Source organism: Rhizobium rhizoryzae, assembly GCF_011046895.1.
Lineage (GTDB): Bacteria > Pseudomonadota > Alphaproteobacteria > Rhizobiales > Rhizobiaceae > Neorhizobium > Neorhizobium rhizoryzae.
In genome coordinates, this window is the sequence record NZ_CP049250.1 from 111,899 (window position 1) to 125,395 (window position 13,497).

Genomic DNA, 13,497 nt, shown 5'->3' on the forward strand with positions numbered 1-13,497 from the left:
ATCAGGCTTCCACTTCGACATCCGTTTTCGGACGCGAGCAGCAGGCGAGAATATAGCCCTCCTCGATCTCCTCATCGAGGATACCGCCGTTGTGCGCCATGTCGACCTCGCCAGAGAGAAGCATGACGCGGCAGGTGCCGCACAGACCGGATTCGCAGGCAGCCCCGATCCGCACACCACTGGCGCGGGCCGTTTGCAAGACCGTGAAGCCCGGTTCGCATTTGCCGTCCTTGCCGGACATCGAGAAGGAAACCTTGTGGGCCTTCACCTCTCCGTCAGCGTTTGCGACGACCACGGGCAGTTCCGCCGCAACAGGCTGGAAGGCTTCCTCGTGGTAACGGCTCATATCAAAGCCTGCGCTCTTCAGGCTTTCCCGTACCGTTGCCATGAACGGCTCCGGCCCGCAGCAGAATACTGTGCGCTCGAGGAAATCGGGTGCCAGCAGCGAAAGCTTTGCCTTGTCGACGAAGCCCTTGAGGCCTGCCCAGAGCTGCGACCGACCGACCTGCTCCACGATGAAACCAAGCTGGAAGTGCGGCAGGTGGCGCGCGAGATACTCCAGTTCCCAGCGGCAGATGATATCATCCGGCGAGCGGGCGCAGTGGATGAAACTGACATCGGTATCCGGCGTACGATCGGCCATGTCGCGCGTCATCGACATCATGGGCGTGATGCCGGATCCGGCGGAGATGAACAGGTACTTGTCGCCCGGATGCCTGACGTAGGAGAAATCCCCCAATGGCCCGATGGCACGCAGCTTCATGCCGGGCTTCAGATTGTCGAACATCCAGCGCGTGCCGATGGAGTTCTTCTGCGCCTTCACCGTGACCGAGACCGTATAGGGTCGCGAGGGGCTGGAAGAGAGCGTATACGTGCGCAGAACCGGTTCCGGCCCCACCGGAAGTTCCAGCGTGACGAACTGGCCGGGCAGATAACGGAACCAGTGGCCGGGATTTTCCGGCTTGAAGGTAAACGTCATCACGTCTGGCGCTTCCGGCGTCCAGGCGACGAGTTCCAGAAGATGCGTCCGGTCGGACCAGGGCCGCATCTCATCGACATGCTTGTACGGATGAACTGGCGTCATGATGCTCAGGCCACGGCGGAAAGCTTGGCGCGGTCGCCCTGCAGGCGTTCCGTCATGAAGTTCGTGTACCACTCGACGAACTGCATGACACCACCTTCGTGATCCGGCGAATAAGGACCCGGCTCATAGGCTGGCGAACGGATGCCGAAGGCGTTTTCTTCAACGATCGAGCGATCCTGATCATTGGTCATCTGCCAGACATGGGTCAGTTCATGCAGGTCGTAATCCACGCCTTCCACGGCATCCTTGTGCACCAGCCATTTGGTGGTGACCTGCGTTTCTTCTGCAGACAGGGGAAGCACACGGAACGATATCGCGTGGTCTCCCAGCATGTGGTTCCAGGTCGTCGGATAGTGGAACAGCAGCATGGTGCCGATATGCGAGATCGTCACGTCATCGGACAGAGGACGCTTTACGGCCCGCTTTCCGCTCATGGTGTAGCTTTCGGCATCCTCGATCAGCGGCATGCGCGCCACGCGGAACTGGCCGCTCTGATGCATGTTGAAGGCGCTAGGCAGGCCTGCCTGCTCGCAACGCTGCCAGTGTTCCGAGATAACCGGATCGTCGGCGGCACCCTGCACGCCGGTTGCGGACGGCGCTTCGGGATAGGTGCGGCACAGTTCCGGATGGTTGCCGGCACAGTGGTAGCATTCGCGGTTGTTTTCCCAGACGAGTTTCCAGTTTCCCTTCTCGACAATGGTGCTTTCAAAAGCCACCTTGCTCTCCCACAGGCGATGGGGAGCGATGTAAGGCTCGATGGTCTGGCGAACCGCTGAAAAATCCGGCGCTTCATCCGCAAGACAGATGAAGATGTAGCCGCCGACGCTTTCGCAGTGCACCTGTTTCATGCCGAACTGCGCCTTGTCGAAATCCTCGCCCATCTGACGGGCAAAGACCAGCGAGCCATCGAGATCGTAGGTCCACTGGTGATAGGGGCAGACGAGCTTGGCGGATGCACCTTTCTGTGCCGTGCAGACGCGGTGGCCACGGTGGCGACAGGTGTTGTGGAAGGCACGGATGATCTTGTCGCGACCGCGCACGATAACGACCGGATAATCGCCGATCTGCACCGTGAAATAGTTTCCGGCGCGTGGGATCTCGCAATCATGACCCATGAAGAGCCAGTCGCGATACCAGATCATTTCCATGTCGAGGCGGAAGTAATCCTGATCGATGTAAAAGGGCTGTTCGAGGCTGAAGCCCTCACGGTGGTTCTTCAGCTGGCGCAGCACGGTTTCGCGAATATCCATCTTGCGTTCCTGTCGATCTGGATTGACCCCGAAATGTCGACTATAAATATAGCCGACAGCAGGTCAGCCACGACAGAGGGCATTGCGACATGCAGTTCCGCATTGACGACAGGAAAAACGACATGTCGCAATGGGCGCATTCGCTAAACTATCTCAAGTATCCAATGGTTTAAGTCAAAGTATCGTCGCTTCCAAGTGGGAATGGACGACGCAAACAGAACAGAGATCAAAATCAGCAATCACGCAAGCCAGCGTTAAGGATAGTGCAATAAACTTTTGGCTGTACCGGTTCGGAGAGCGTGGCGTGGAAGAGAAAAGGAAGTTCCGTTATTTTGATGCGGCGGCGCTCAGACCTTTGCTGCCGCAGCCTAAGAAGGCTTCTCATTCGGAATTCTTGCGCACAGGCCGGATCTCACGCGAGAAAGGCGACTGGCTGCCAGACGAGCGCCGCTATCTGACCTATGAGGAGGTAGCGGAGCGCACGGAAAAGAAGCTGACCACCGCGGGCGAGACAACCCACGAGCGGCTGAACAACGTTCACAAGCTGATCCGCTTTCCGAAGATCATTTTCAGCAAGGCGCTGGATGAGCGTCCGCATCTTGGCTACTGCCACGTCACGACAGCCAAGACGCGCTTCGATCGCCAAAGACCGATCGTCTGGTCGTTCTACATCTGCAATTTTGCAGCCGATATCGGCGAGGAAGAGGGCTTCTTCCAGCACATCCGCACCGACTACTCGCGCATGTATTTTGCCGTTGCCATGCAGCAGGCCGAAGACGGACGCATGCAGATCGATCGCAGCATTCGCGGCAATGGGCTGCTGTTCAAGACGAATGATCCGGCGGAGGCGCTGAAGAACGTGCTGGTGCTGGGTGCGCCGGACGAAACGGTTCGCGAGATCATCCGCAAGCTCTGAAAGAATTTGCAAGGCCGATGGATTTGGCGTTATTCACCAGATCATCATGGCTGCAACTATCATTTCCATTCGCTCCGAACATGAACGCGCGCTCGAGGAAGGCGTGGCACGGCTTGCCGAAGGGCTGCCCATCGCCTTGCCGACCGAGACCGTATACGGCCTGGCCGCGGATGCCACGAACCCGAAAGCCGTGACTGCGATCTACGAGACCAAGGGGCGTCCGCAGTTCAACCCGTTGATATGCCACATGGCAGATCTTGCCATGGCCAAGGACCATGCCACGTTCGATCCGATTTCCGAAAAGCTTGCCCGTGCGTTCTGGCCGGGGCCGCTGACGCTGGTTCTGCCGCTTCGGGATATAAGTCCCATTCATCCGTTGGCAACCGCTGGCCTCGATAGCGTTGGCGTGCGTGTGCCGAAAGGCTTTGCGGGCGAATTGATCGCCGCCTTCGGAAAACCGCTTGCAGCCCCCAGCGCCAATACATCCGGCAAGATCAGCCCCACCAGTGCGGAGCATGTGGCAGAGGATCTGGGCGACAAACTGTCCCTCATTCTGGATGGTGGCCTTGCGCCGGTCGGCGTCGAATCCACCATCATCCGCGTCGAGGGCGAGCGCGTGCGACTGCTGCGCCCCGGCGGCATTGCGGCAGAGGAGATTGAGGCGCTGCTAGGTCATCCGGTTGAGCGCCAGGAGGGTCCGGCACCGACAATCGAGGCGCCCGGAATGCTGGCTTCGCATTATGCTCCGGGGGCGTTCGTGCGGCTCAATGCCGTGGATGCGCAGGCCGGTGAGGCGCTGATCCGCTTTGCGGGTCAGCCCGTAGCGGGAAGCGAAAAGGCGCATGCCGTTTTCGATCTCAGCCCTGAAGGGGATCTTGCAGAAGCGGCTGCCAATCTGTTCGGGCTGTTGAAACAGGCTGACGCGACAGGCGTTGATAAAATTGCGGTTGGCCCTGTTCCCGACCACGGGCTTGGCGAAGCGATCAATGACCGATTGATGCGGGCTGCTGCACCGAGAGACACGTAAAGGATAGCGATCATGGACAGCCTCCCCTCTTCCGACCTGCTTTCCCGCTTTGCCGCAATCGTGGGCGAAGACAATGTCATCACGGATGAGAAGGAGATGGCACCCCGCCTTTCCGAGAACCGTGGGCTCTATCACGGTCGGGCAGCCATGGTTGTCAAGCCGGCTTCAACGCAGGAGGTCTCCCAGATCCTGGCTCTGGCAAGCGAAACCGGAACGCCGGTGGTGCCGCAAACGGGCAATACCGGACTGGTCGGCGGGCAGACACCCTCGGAAGACGGCAAATCCATCATCCTGTCTCTGGAGCGTATGAATCGCATCCGCGACATCGATCCGTTGGGCAACACCATGGTGGTCGATGGCGGGTGCATTCTCGCCGATATCCAGAAGGCTGCCGAGGATGTCGGGCGGCTGTTTCCGCTCTCGCTCGGCTCCGAAGGCTCATGCCGCATTGCGGGCAATCTCTCCACCAATGCAGGCGGAACCGCCGTTCTCGCCTATGGCAATACGCGCCAGCTTTGCCTCGGGCTCGAAGTCGTCCTTCCCACCGGCGAAATATGGGACGGTCTGCGCCGCCTGAAGAAGGACAATACCGGCTATGATCTGCGAGACCTTTTCATCGGCGCGGAGGGAACGCTTGGCGTCATTACCGGTGCTGTTCTGAAGCTGTTTCCCCGCCCGGCAGGACATCAGGTGGCATTTGCGGGCGTGCCCTCACCGCAGGCTGCACTCCAGCTTTTTGAAAAGGCCTCCAACCTGTGTGGCACGGCACTGACGGGCTTTGAACTGATGCCGCGGATCGGCATAGACTTCACGACCCGCCATATTCCGGGCGTGCGCGATCCGCTCGCTTCCCCTCACCCGTGGTATGTCCTGATCGATATCTCCACCAATGATTCAGCCGCGACAGCGGAAACCATGGTGCATCAGGTTCTGGAACAGGGGCTTGAGGCGGGCCTTGTCGAGGATGCGGTCATTGCCGCTTCTGTCGCTCAGGCCAAGGCGATCTGGCACATGCGCGAAAGCATGTCGGATGCGCAGAAACCGGAAGGTGGCTCGATCAAGCACGACGTCTCCGTTCCGGTGGCGCGCATTCCCGAATTCATGGCACAAGCCGAGACGGCCGTGCTGGCCGCCATGCCGGGTGCGCGCATCTGCGCGTTCGGGCATCTGGGCGACGGCAATATTCACTACAATATCTCGCAGCCGGTCGGTGCCGACAAGGCCGCGTTTCTTGCCCGCTGGCGCGAGATCAATGCAATCGTTCATGCCATCGTACTGGAAAAGGGCGGCTCGATCTCTGCCGAGCATGGCATCGGTCAGTTGAAGCGGGACGAGCTTGCCAGTATTCGCCCGGCCATCGAAATCGATCTCATGCGCCGCATAAAGCGTTCATTCGACCCCGCCGGGATCATGAACCCCGGCAAGGTGATCAACGTCTGAACCGGATCAACGCTGCGAGAGCGAATACAACAGGTCTGCGCTGATGCCGGCAGCGGCGCCGCTTCCGTTCAGGATGGAGAGAGCTGACGAGCTTGCGCTGGAATTCTGCTGGTCGTAGAGCGCCGTGAATTTGCTGATCATCTTGGCGACCTTGTCGCTATCCTTGAGATCGGACAAGGTCATGTACTTCTCGACGAGGGCCGCCTGCTTGTCGACGTCCATGTTGCTGAAGCTTTCCGGCAGAGAGTAGGACACGCGGAAGAACTCCAGAAGCGCCGTATCGCCCAGGATATCATAGGCAGAGGTGATCTTCGGCGACATACGCTCGAAGTAGAGCGCCAGACGAACGCCCGGATTGGCTTCGCCCTGCTGCTCTTCCAGCGTCTGGCGGTTATACTTGTTCTCGATCTCGATGATCTTGCCCTGAGACTGGACGCCGGTGTTCACGTTGCGCGAGATGTTTCCGTTCTTGTCGAAATTGAACGAGCCAAGAATTTCCGCCCAGACGCCATTCTTCTGCTGGTTCACGAAGCTCGCAGGATCAGACAGATCCGACTTGAAGACCTGCTTGAGGAAATCATTGGTCACGCTCTTCGGATCGACCCCGTAGGAGGTCAACAGCACGTTGACGAGACGGCTATCGGCCAAAAACTGCGAAGCGTTTTCGATCTCGACCATCTGCTTCGAATAATAGCTAACTTCTTCCTTGGCCTTCGATTGGGCGGCCGTCAGCTCCGCACCCTTCAACAGGCGCGTCTGCTGAATGGTATAAGCAGAACCGATGGACGTGATCGTGGCGCTCGTCTGCGCAATGACAGGCGACGTCGTCTTGCCGTCCTTGCCGAAGTTGAACGCCTTGGCGAGCTGGAGATAACGGTCGTCGCCAAGCGTGTAGACGAAGCTTTTGCTGTCGTTGAGATCGCTCGTCAGCACCTGCTTGAGCGTATAGGCCGAGACATCGGCGGGATCGAGGCCGACCGCCTTCAGTGCAAATTCATAGGCATTGGGCTTTGCCATGAAGTCGTCGACAGAGGTGATACCCGTCATCGCCGTCTTGTAAAGAAGCGCCGCCTGCTCATCGGCTTCGTCCTGCGTGTCGTCATAACGGCTGAAGTAGTAGTTCGACGTCGTTTCCTGCTGCTTTGCCGTCTGTGCACTTCCGGCTGCGACAGTTCCATCCGATGCGAAATTGAACGCCTTTGCCAGTTCCAGCAGGCCCGGCTTTTCCTGCGCCAGTGTATAGACTGCGCTTGTCTGGTCATTGAGATCGCTTTTCAGCGCTGTCTCGATGTTCGACCAGATGACACCGTCCAGATTAAACGCCTTGCTGATATAGGCATAGAGGCGGCTGTCCGTGGAAAGATCCGCGATCTTCGTCACGCTTCCGATCTTGGACTTGAAGTAGGCATCCTCATTGGTGGCCGTCGTGGTGGATACACGGGTCTGATTGCTGAGGTAGAGTTCATAGGTGGCCTTGGACTGATCAGTCGTCTGCGCACCACCCGAAGGGACCGTTCCATCCGCATTGAACTGGAAGGCATCCGCCAGCTTGTAGTACTGGTCGATTGTACCCAGCGTCTTGTCGTTGGCAAAGATCTTGTTGCGAAGCGCAATGCGTTTATCGGGATCTGTCTCGGCATCGACCTGCGCCTGGAGATCGGCGTTTTCCGCCGTCAGCGCATCCTTGCGAGGCTTGAGGTTCTGGTTGATGTAGCTGTTCGCATCGCTGGTATCGCTGGTCAGGACGCCCTTCACGAAATCGCGCGAGTAATAGGTCTGGTCCAGACCGTAGGCGGTGAACATGTAGGAGCGCAGACGGTCGTCGCTCAGCAACTGATCGACACTGGTGATCGTGCCCATCATCGCGTTGAAATATCCTGCCTCGACGGAGACGGATTCTTCCTTGGCATCCATCGTCGCGGAATAGAGCCCGATGACATCATCCATCTGGTTGGATGTCTGGGCCACCGCAGAGCTTGTATTGTTGAAATTGAAGGCAGCTGCGAACTGGCGGTAACGACTGTCGCTCAGGCGATTGGCAAAACTGGTCTCGTCACCGAGATCGCTTTCCAGAACCTTCTGCATGAAGGCCTTGGCATAGGTCATCTCACCCAGACCAAACGCCTTCATCGCATAGTTATACAGCCGATCGTTCTTCATGAACTCATCGACGGTCTTCACCTTGGCGATGTTGGCTTCGTAATAGTCAGCCTCTCGCGAGATCTCGGGCTGTTTGGCCACGCGATTGAGACTCGTATAGAGATCGCGGTTGACGAGATCGTAGCTGAGAAAGGTCGATACCATGGCCGGGGCCTCTTACCCTCATGCGACGTGTGAGACGCCACAATACATACGGAAACTTAAGGAATTGCTCTCGCAGTGTGTCACGTTTCCCTTGCCCGGACCTGTCGCATTTGAGCGTTTCGTATCAGGCTCGCACTGCGATTACCGGATTCACTCAAATGAAACCTTGAGAAGTTGACATTCGCTAACCATCTGACGACGCTAGAATTTCTTAACCGCAATTTTTAAGTCGTTCTGCAAATGCGCCGCCTATGTTGAGCCCACCAGAGGACAAAAGTCCCGGGAGATGACCGAAACGGCTCTCAGGTAAAACAAGGGTAGCATTCGAGATGACAAATACGGTTCTGAAACCCACATGGGCAGGTGCAACGCTGCGGCTCGACCCGGCGCGCTTTCCCCAGCAGATCACGTACGGGCTGCATGATGCCGCCGGCGATGTCACCATTACCATCGACGAACGCGGCGCAGTCCTGCGCAAGATCCTCCCCGAGAGCGGCCTGCCGCTTTCCTTCGCTCTTCCCGCTCGCGCCTTCAAAGGGGTCGCGGCTCGGGCCATCGATCACGGCAATGGCGAAGTGACCGTGACACTTGAACTCCACCACGAAGATGCGGACCTCTGCATCCCGCTGCTGGTCGCTCACGACCTCTGCGATATCGCAGCCGACTGGCGCAGTTGGTCGGAAGCATTCCGGATCCCGATGCTGATGGTCGAGGCAGACGGCATTGCCCGCCCGCTGGAAAACCACCTCGGAAACATTCGGACCGGGGAAAGCAAGCAGCGCCGCCGCCATTCCTACTTCGCCGCACGCCGACCACGCTTCCTGGTTCGCCGCCAGACCGGCAGCCTGGGGGTCGCCATGCGCATCGAAGGCAAGGAAATCATCGCAAGACGCTGATTATCAATAATTTCAGTATCGAAATCGCCCGGCGCCGACGTTTCCTGTCAGCCGGGCGATTTCGTTGAGGCATCGTCACTAGAGCACTTCCGGCAAACTCGGGGTCAGTTCTGTTTCTCGATTGGTGCGTGCGATCCGGTGGTGAAACGGGTGAAGTTCGATGCTCCCGCATCGGGCAAGACCGGTTCGCCATCGGGCGTCCGCCAATCGGAAACCCCGCCGCGCCGTTTGCCTTTGGCAAACGCGCACACGGACAAACCTGCCGATCGCCTTTGCCGCTTCGCCAGAGCGAAGCGAAGCGATCGGTGGGACGGGCGCTTTTGCGCCGATACCGGCGCCGAGCCACTCGACCGTATCAAAGGATATGCCCTTCGTGTCTCGGCTTGATCTCGTCACAAAATCGCTCCGTCAGCATGACCCTGAGTTTACCGGAAGTGCTCTAGGCATTGCCGTTGTAATGCGCCAGAGCCGCCGCTAGGCCGATAAAGATGATGAAGCCCACCCGGTTGTTGAACTTGAACAGCTTCAGGCATTGATCGGGATTATCGATATCCAGCACCAGGATCTGCCAGGCCAGCATGACGGCGGCAACAAGCAGACCTAGATAGGCGAACAGGCCAGCGTGTGCCGTCATGAACGCAGCAATGAAGAACAGCAAGGCCGCGCCGTAAATGGCCGACAGCCATATCTTCGTATGTTCCCCGAACAGGCGCGCGGTTGACCGGACGCCAACCAGCGCATCGTCTTCCTTGTCCTGATGGGCGTAGATCGTATCGTAGCCGATCGTCCACAGGATGGCTGCGCAGTAAAGCCAGAGAGCCGGCAAGCCAAGGCTGCCGTAAACGCCAGCCCAGCCCATCAAGGCACCCCAGGAAAAGGCAAGCCCCAGGAAGAATTGCGGCCAATCCGTAAACCTTTTGGCAAAGGGATAGATCGCAACGATTGCCAATGAGGCGAAGCCCAGCCAGATCGTGAATGTATTGAATTGCAACAACACGACGAGCCCGACAAGCGCCTGAAGCGCCATGAAGACCTTGGCCTGCAGACGCGATACCCGCCCCGAGGGCAATGGGCGCGAACGGGTGCGCGCGACCTGCAGGTCTATTCTGTGGTCCACCAGATCATTATAGGTGCAGCCCGCACCGCGCATCGCGACCGCGCCGATGAAGAAGAGGATGAGGTGCGCAAGCTTGAGTTCGAGTGAGAACCCGCCATCCGGCGCGCCATCCGCATTGGCCGCGAGCGCCGACGACCAGAAACACGGCCACATCAGCAATTGCCATCCGATCGGCCGGTCCCAACGCGCCAACTGCGCATAGGGCCAAAGCCAGCGCGGCAGGACCCGGTAAACGAAGTTGTGGGAGGGTGCGTCGGCCACGCGGCCGCTATCGTCAATCTGCGTGCTCATGGCGAGATGTTCTACAGCATGGAACGCCTGACCGAAATTGAATTTTTGGCCGCAGCGAACGCCTATACGCGTCAGAATTCGGATCGTAGCTGAGACGCCGCGGCTTACTCTACCGGCGGGCAACAGACTGCATGGCGCAATCGGTCGCTGTTGCGACGCCAGGCGTTACATCTGCGGATTGGATCCATACTTCTCCTTGTACTTTTGCTCATTATCCGCTCGTACCTTGGCCCAGTCATACGGATTGGCGTCATAGGTGTATTGGTATTCCTTGTGGGACAGCTTGGAGCGATCGTAGGCGCCGCGTCCCTGGGAGGCGAAGCCATGCTTGTCCCAGGTCTGGGCATAATTGTTCGGCACGTCGTTGCGGGTCAGCTTCCAGACCGAATCATAGATCGAATCCCTGTACTTGGATTCGGCGCGATTTTTCTTGACCTCCTGCCAGATCTGCAGCCCCAGCGTCACGAATTGGGCAATACCCGCCAGCACGAGACCAACGCCTGTTGCTGCGCTGCCGCCCGCAACGGTACTCAATATCTGGGACAAGCGGGAGGCCCCGGAGATCGAGGCGACGGCGGCACCGGCACTGAGGAAGCCGAGGCTCGCTGCGCCGAAATCCGTCACGACGATTGCCGTCACGAATGCCTTCTCGGGCGTATCCATCTTCTTCCAGCCGCGGATGAGCCAGTTCAGATCGGTTCCCAACCAGGCAACGCTTCCGATGAAATCAACCCCGGCACCAATCCGGCCGATATTGGCCTTCCGGTTCTCAAGATACTTGATCTGCTTTGCTGCGACTTCGTCGCCGAAAACCTCCATGATGCGCAGTTCCGGGGTTGCGCCTTTCGCCTTCGGCGCAAGCGCCGAGGTCAGCATCATGCCGGCCCCCTGGATCGCCATCGCCGCGATGAAGCCGGTGTCCGTGGAGTCAGGACTTCCCTTGCCAACGGTCGCCCAGGCCACGCGCATGCCCATGATCCCCATGGACACGAAGCGTGCCAGGCCATCGACCTTCAAAGGCGTATCGAAATTGGAGAATTCTGTCTTGTACTTGGTGTTGATAAGTTTGACAGCCTCATTGTAGAGGCCTTGTACGGTGCCGTTCGGTTTCACGAGACCATACATATCCCACATCATGCGCGAGAAATTGGCTTTCAGCTTCAGCGCCGCGTCCGAGGTGGTTTCCCCGAGCGTGCTTTTGGCGATCGCTTCTGCCATCGGTTCATACAGTGTCTTGATCGCGTCCTCGTCGCTGATGTCATTGATACTCGCGAGGGGAGCTTCGACATTCTTCAAACCGACCTGTTGGGCATAGGCGACCATGAGACCGCTGAAGTCCTTCAGGCTTGCGGCGCCGTATTTCTTGATCAAGGCAGCATCCCATCCCCTGGATGCGGTCTGGAACATCATGTTGAGATCGTTACCACTCACGGTGATTGGAAGAGTAGTCTTCCCGCTCGCGATACCTTTGCCTTCGAAACCGATCGCCATGCCTGTGAGGCGCTCGATACCGGCCATTCCCATTTTGACCAGACCGCTGTCCGCCAGAGCAGTGACGGTTTGTCCTCCGCGCGCGGCATTGCCAAGTCCGCTGCCCGAACCCGTCGTTCTCTGTGCTGCGTAATTTGCCATGTTCGAACTCAGGATGGATCCCCGCACCATGGCCTTGACGCCTGCGGCAATCAGGTTGCCCTGCCCCTTGTTGGGTCCCGCCCCGTTGTTGATTTCCGCTGCAAGCGAGCCCAGGCGGGAATCCAGGATGGTTTCGTCCAGCCGGCCCTGATCTGCCATCTCGATCAGAGTTCGGGACTCCGAAATAAGGGTCTTGGTGAAGCCATCGAGCATCTGCGTGCGGGCCCCGCCCAGCTTGCTATTGGCCATGTAGCGAGCGGACGCCAGAAGCGTCGAATTGAGAGCGTCGTCCTTGACGCCGAGCTTGCGCAGTTCCGCCGCATTGGCGGGATCTGCCGCCAGCTTCGCGTAACCGGCCAGGGCGCCGCTCGTCTTCAATTCGCTGAGCATGTTGCCAAAGTTGCCGCCATCAATGAGCGGCGTCACGGAGCCAAGATTGGCAAGCTGGGTGGCGGACATCTGACCCAGTTTTGCAAGACGTAACATTCCGTCCATGGATGCCTTTGCATCCTGGAGCAGCGGTGAAACATTTGCATTGTAGAAGTTATTCAGCGTGGTTTGCGCAGCGTCGGCATTGGCTGCCATGAAATCATTCGACATGATGGCGCCGAATGTACTGAAGTAATTGTTGAAGCCGGTCAGTATACTAAGTTCTTTACCTTTCTCCTGCCCCGCATATTGCTTGAAGAACCCTCCCTCCACGATATCCGCCTTGAAGGTCGTTTCGAGTTCTGTCTTCAGGGATGCCACGGCTGCCGTATATTCAGGACCGTGGTCGGCAGCGGTGTCGAACGTCTCGCCGTTCAGGACCCGCTTGTAGAGATCAAGCGTGATCTGGGTCACCTTGGAAGAGACCTCCGGATCGGCGGCAAGCGTTGCCATGGCCTGATCAAGATCCCTGTTGATCTCATCAGCATTACGCTGCGGACGGGACTCCTGCATGGTGCCGTCCAGCAGAGCCTGAAGATAGCCGGCGAAATTGGACTTGGTCTGCAGAAGTTCGGCGTAGCGTGCGACCTTTTCATCCAAAGAATATTTCTCCGGATGCTCGTAGATATCCATGCCATCGATATCACGCTTCGTCTTGCCATCATTGAACATGGCGTTGAACTGAAACAGTATCTCATGCTGGATCTTGGGATCGGATTTTTGCAGAATCGAAAACAGCTTCGACGTTCCCGCGCCGGCAATCTCCGCGTCGACCGTCTTTTGCTTCTGGATTTCGCTATTTTGCTGCTCCGGCAAAAGACCGAGCGTTCGATCGGAGATCGCATTGCCTTTTTCGTCATAGCCGAGCAATCGTCCGTCCGTTGACGGATTATAGGGCGCAGCATTGGTTCCGGCGCCGCCGACATCATTGACGCCAGCTGCCGCGGTGGACTTGGATTGCGCACCCGCGCCAGACCCGGAAGAATTTCCGCTTCCGGAATCTCCTGCTGCAGTCAGACTGGCTACCCTTGAGGAAGTCCCAGTACCCGTTCCGCTGCCAGCCCCGGCGGCGGTGCCGGAATTGACCGTCAGGCTCCCCATTGCGGAGAGG

The 13,497-nt window shown here is 58.2% G+C and carries 10 protein-coding genes; 4 read left to right on the forward strand and 6 right to left on the reverse strand.

Annotation, left to right across the window (positions count from 1 at the left end; translation table 11 throughout):
- Position 1: 1 nt before the first annotated feature.
- Complete coding sequence (locus G6N80_RS06875) at positions 2-1,084, reverse strand: FAD-binding oxidoreductase (RefSeq protein WP_062553057.1); 1,083 nt, start codon at positions 1,082-1,084, stop codon at positions 2-4.
- Between the two features lie 5 nt (positions 1,085-1,089).
- A complete protein-coding gene (locus G6N80_RS06880) occupies positions 1,090-2,334 on the reverse strand; it encodes an aromatic ring-hydroxylating oxygenase subunit alpha (RefSeq protein ID WP_062553058.1) in 1,245 nt (414 codons plus the stop codon).
- 304 nt (positions 2,335-2,638) lie between these two features.
- Here G6N80_RS06880 and G6N80_RS06885 point away from each other — a divergent pair, with 304 nt between their 5' ends.
- From G6N80_RS06885 to G6N80_RS06895, 3 genes are read left to right on the forward strand one after another with little or no spacing between them, the layout of a single operon-like run.
- Complete coding sequence (locus tag G6N80_RS06885) at positions 2,639-3,250, forward strand: DUF6656 family protein (RefSeq protein ID WP_165132569.1); 612 nt, start codon at positions 2,639-2,641, stop codon at positions 3,248-3,250.
- Between the two features lie 46 nt (positions 3,251-3,296).
- Positions 3,297-4,277, forward strand: coding sequence for an L-threonylcarbamoyladenylate synthase (locus G6N80_RS06890; RefSeq protein ID WP_165132571.1), 981 nt, complete (start codon positions 3,297-3,299; stop codon positions 4,275-4,277).
- Positions 4,278-4,289: 12 nt separating this feature from the next.
- Positions 4,290-5,717 carry an FAD-binding oxidoreductase gene (locus tag G6N80_RS06895; RefSeq protein WP_062553061.1) on the forward strand — a complete coding sequence of 476 codons (1,428 nt, stop codon included), beginning with the start codon at positions 4,290-4,292 and terminating at the stop codon, positions 5,715-5,717.
- Positions 5,718-5,723: 6 nt separating this feature from the next.
- Here the strand turns inward: G6N80_RS06895 and G6N80_RS06900 are convergent, their stop codons facing one another.
- Entirely contained in the window at positions 5,724-8,021 is a 2,298-nt protein-coding gene (locus G6N80_RS06900) for a DUF1217 domain-containing protein (RefSeq protein ID WP_165132573.1), read from the reverse strand.
- Positions 8,022-8,350: 329 nt separating this feature from the next.
- On the opposite strand from G6N80_RS06900, the gene G6N80_RS06905 reads away from it, so the two are divergent.
- Entirely contained in the window at positions 8,351-8,917 is a 567-nt protein-coding gene (locus G6N80_RS06905; RefSeq protein ID WP_062553063.1) for a DUF6101 family protein, read from the forward strand.
- 78 nt (positions 8,918-8,995) lie between these two features.
- On the opposite strand, the gene G6N80_RS06910 is transcribed toward G6N80_RS06905, so the two are convergent.
- The 3 genes from G6N80_RS06910 to G6N80_RS06920 all read right to left on the reverse strand — a co-directional run bounded on the left by G6N80_RS06910 (position 8,996) and on the right by G6N80_RS06920 (position 13,487).
- Complete coding sequence (locus tag G6N80_RS06910) at positions 8,996-9,313, reverse strand: hypothetical protein (protein ID WP_165132575.1); 318 nt, start codon at positions 9,311-9,313, stop codon at positions 8,996-8,998.
- Positions 9,314-9,356: 43 nt separating this feature from the next.
- Positions 9,357-10,325 carry a 4-hydroxybenzoate octaprenyltransferase gene (gene ubiA / locus G6N80_RS06915; RefSeq protein ID WP_062553065.1) on the reverse strand — a complete coding sequence of 323 codons (969 nt, stop codon included), beginning with the start codon at positions 10,323-10,325 and terminating at the stop codon, positions 9,357-9,359.
- A gap of 165 nt (positions 10,326-10,490) precedes the next feature.
- Positions 10,491-13,487, reverse strand: a complete 2,997-nt coding sequence (locus G6N80_RS06920; protein WP_165132577.1) for a hypothetical protein — start codon at positions 13,485-13,487, stop codon at positions 10,491-10,493.
- Positions 13,488-13,497 lie beyond the last annotated feature (10 nt).

Coding starts and splice junctions, on each gene's coding strand:
- G6N80_RS06920 (WP_165132577.1), bottom strand. CDS start 13,487: ATGGGGAGCCTGACGGTCAATTCCGGCACCGCCGCCGGGGCTGGCAGC.
- G6N80_RS06880 (WP_062553058.1), bottom strand. CDS start 2,334: ATGGATATTCGCGAAACCGTGCTGCGCCAGCTGAAGAACCACCGTGAG.
- G6N80_RS06900 (WP_165132573.1), bottom strand. CDS start 8,021: ATGGTATCGACCTTTCTCAGCTACGATCTCGTCAACCGCGATCTCTAT.
- G6N80_RS06905 (WP_062553063.1), top strand. CDS start 8,351: ATGACAAATACGGTTCTGAAACCCACATGGGCAGGTGCAACGCTGCGG.
- ubiA (WP_062553065.1), bottom strand. CDS start 10,325: ATGAGCACGCAGATTGACGATAGCGGCCGCGTGGCCGACGCACCCTCC.
- G6N80_RS06895 (WP_062553061.1), top strand. CDS start 4,290: ATGGACAGCCTCCCCTCTTCCGACCTGCTTTCCCGCTTTGCCGCAATC.
- G6N80_RS06875 (WP_062553057.1), bottom strand. CDS start 1,084: ATGACGCCAGTTCATCCGTACAAGCATGTCGATGAGATGCGGCCCTGG.
- G6N80_RS06890 (WP_165132571.1), top strand. CDS start 3,297: ATGGCTGCAACTATCATTTCCATTCGCTCCGAACATGAACGCGCGCTC.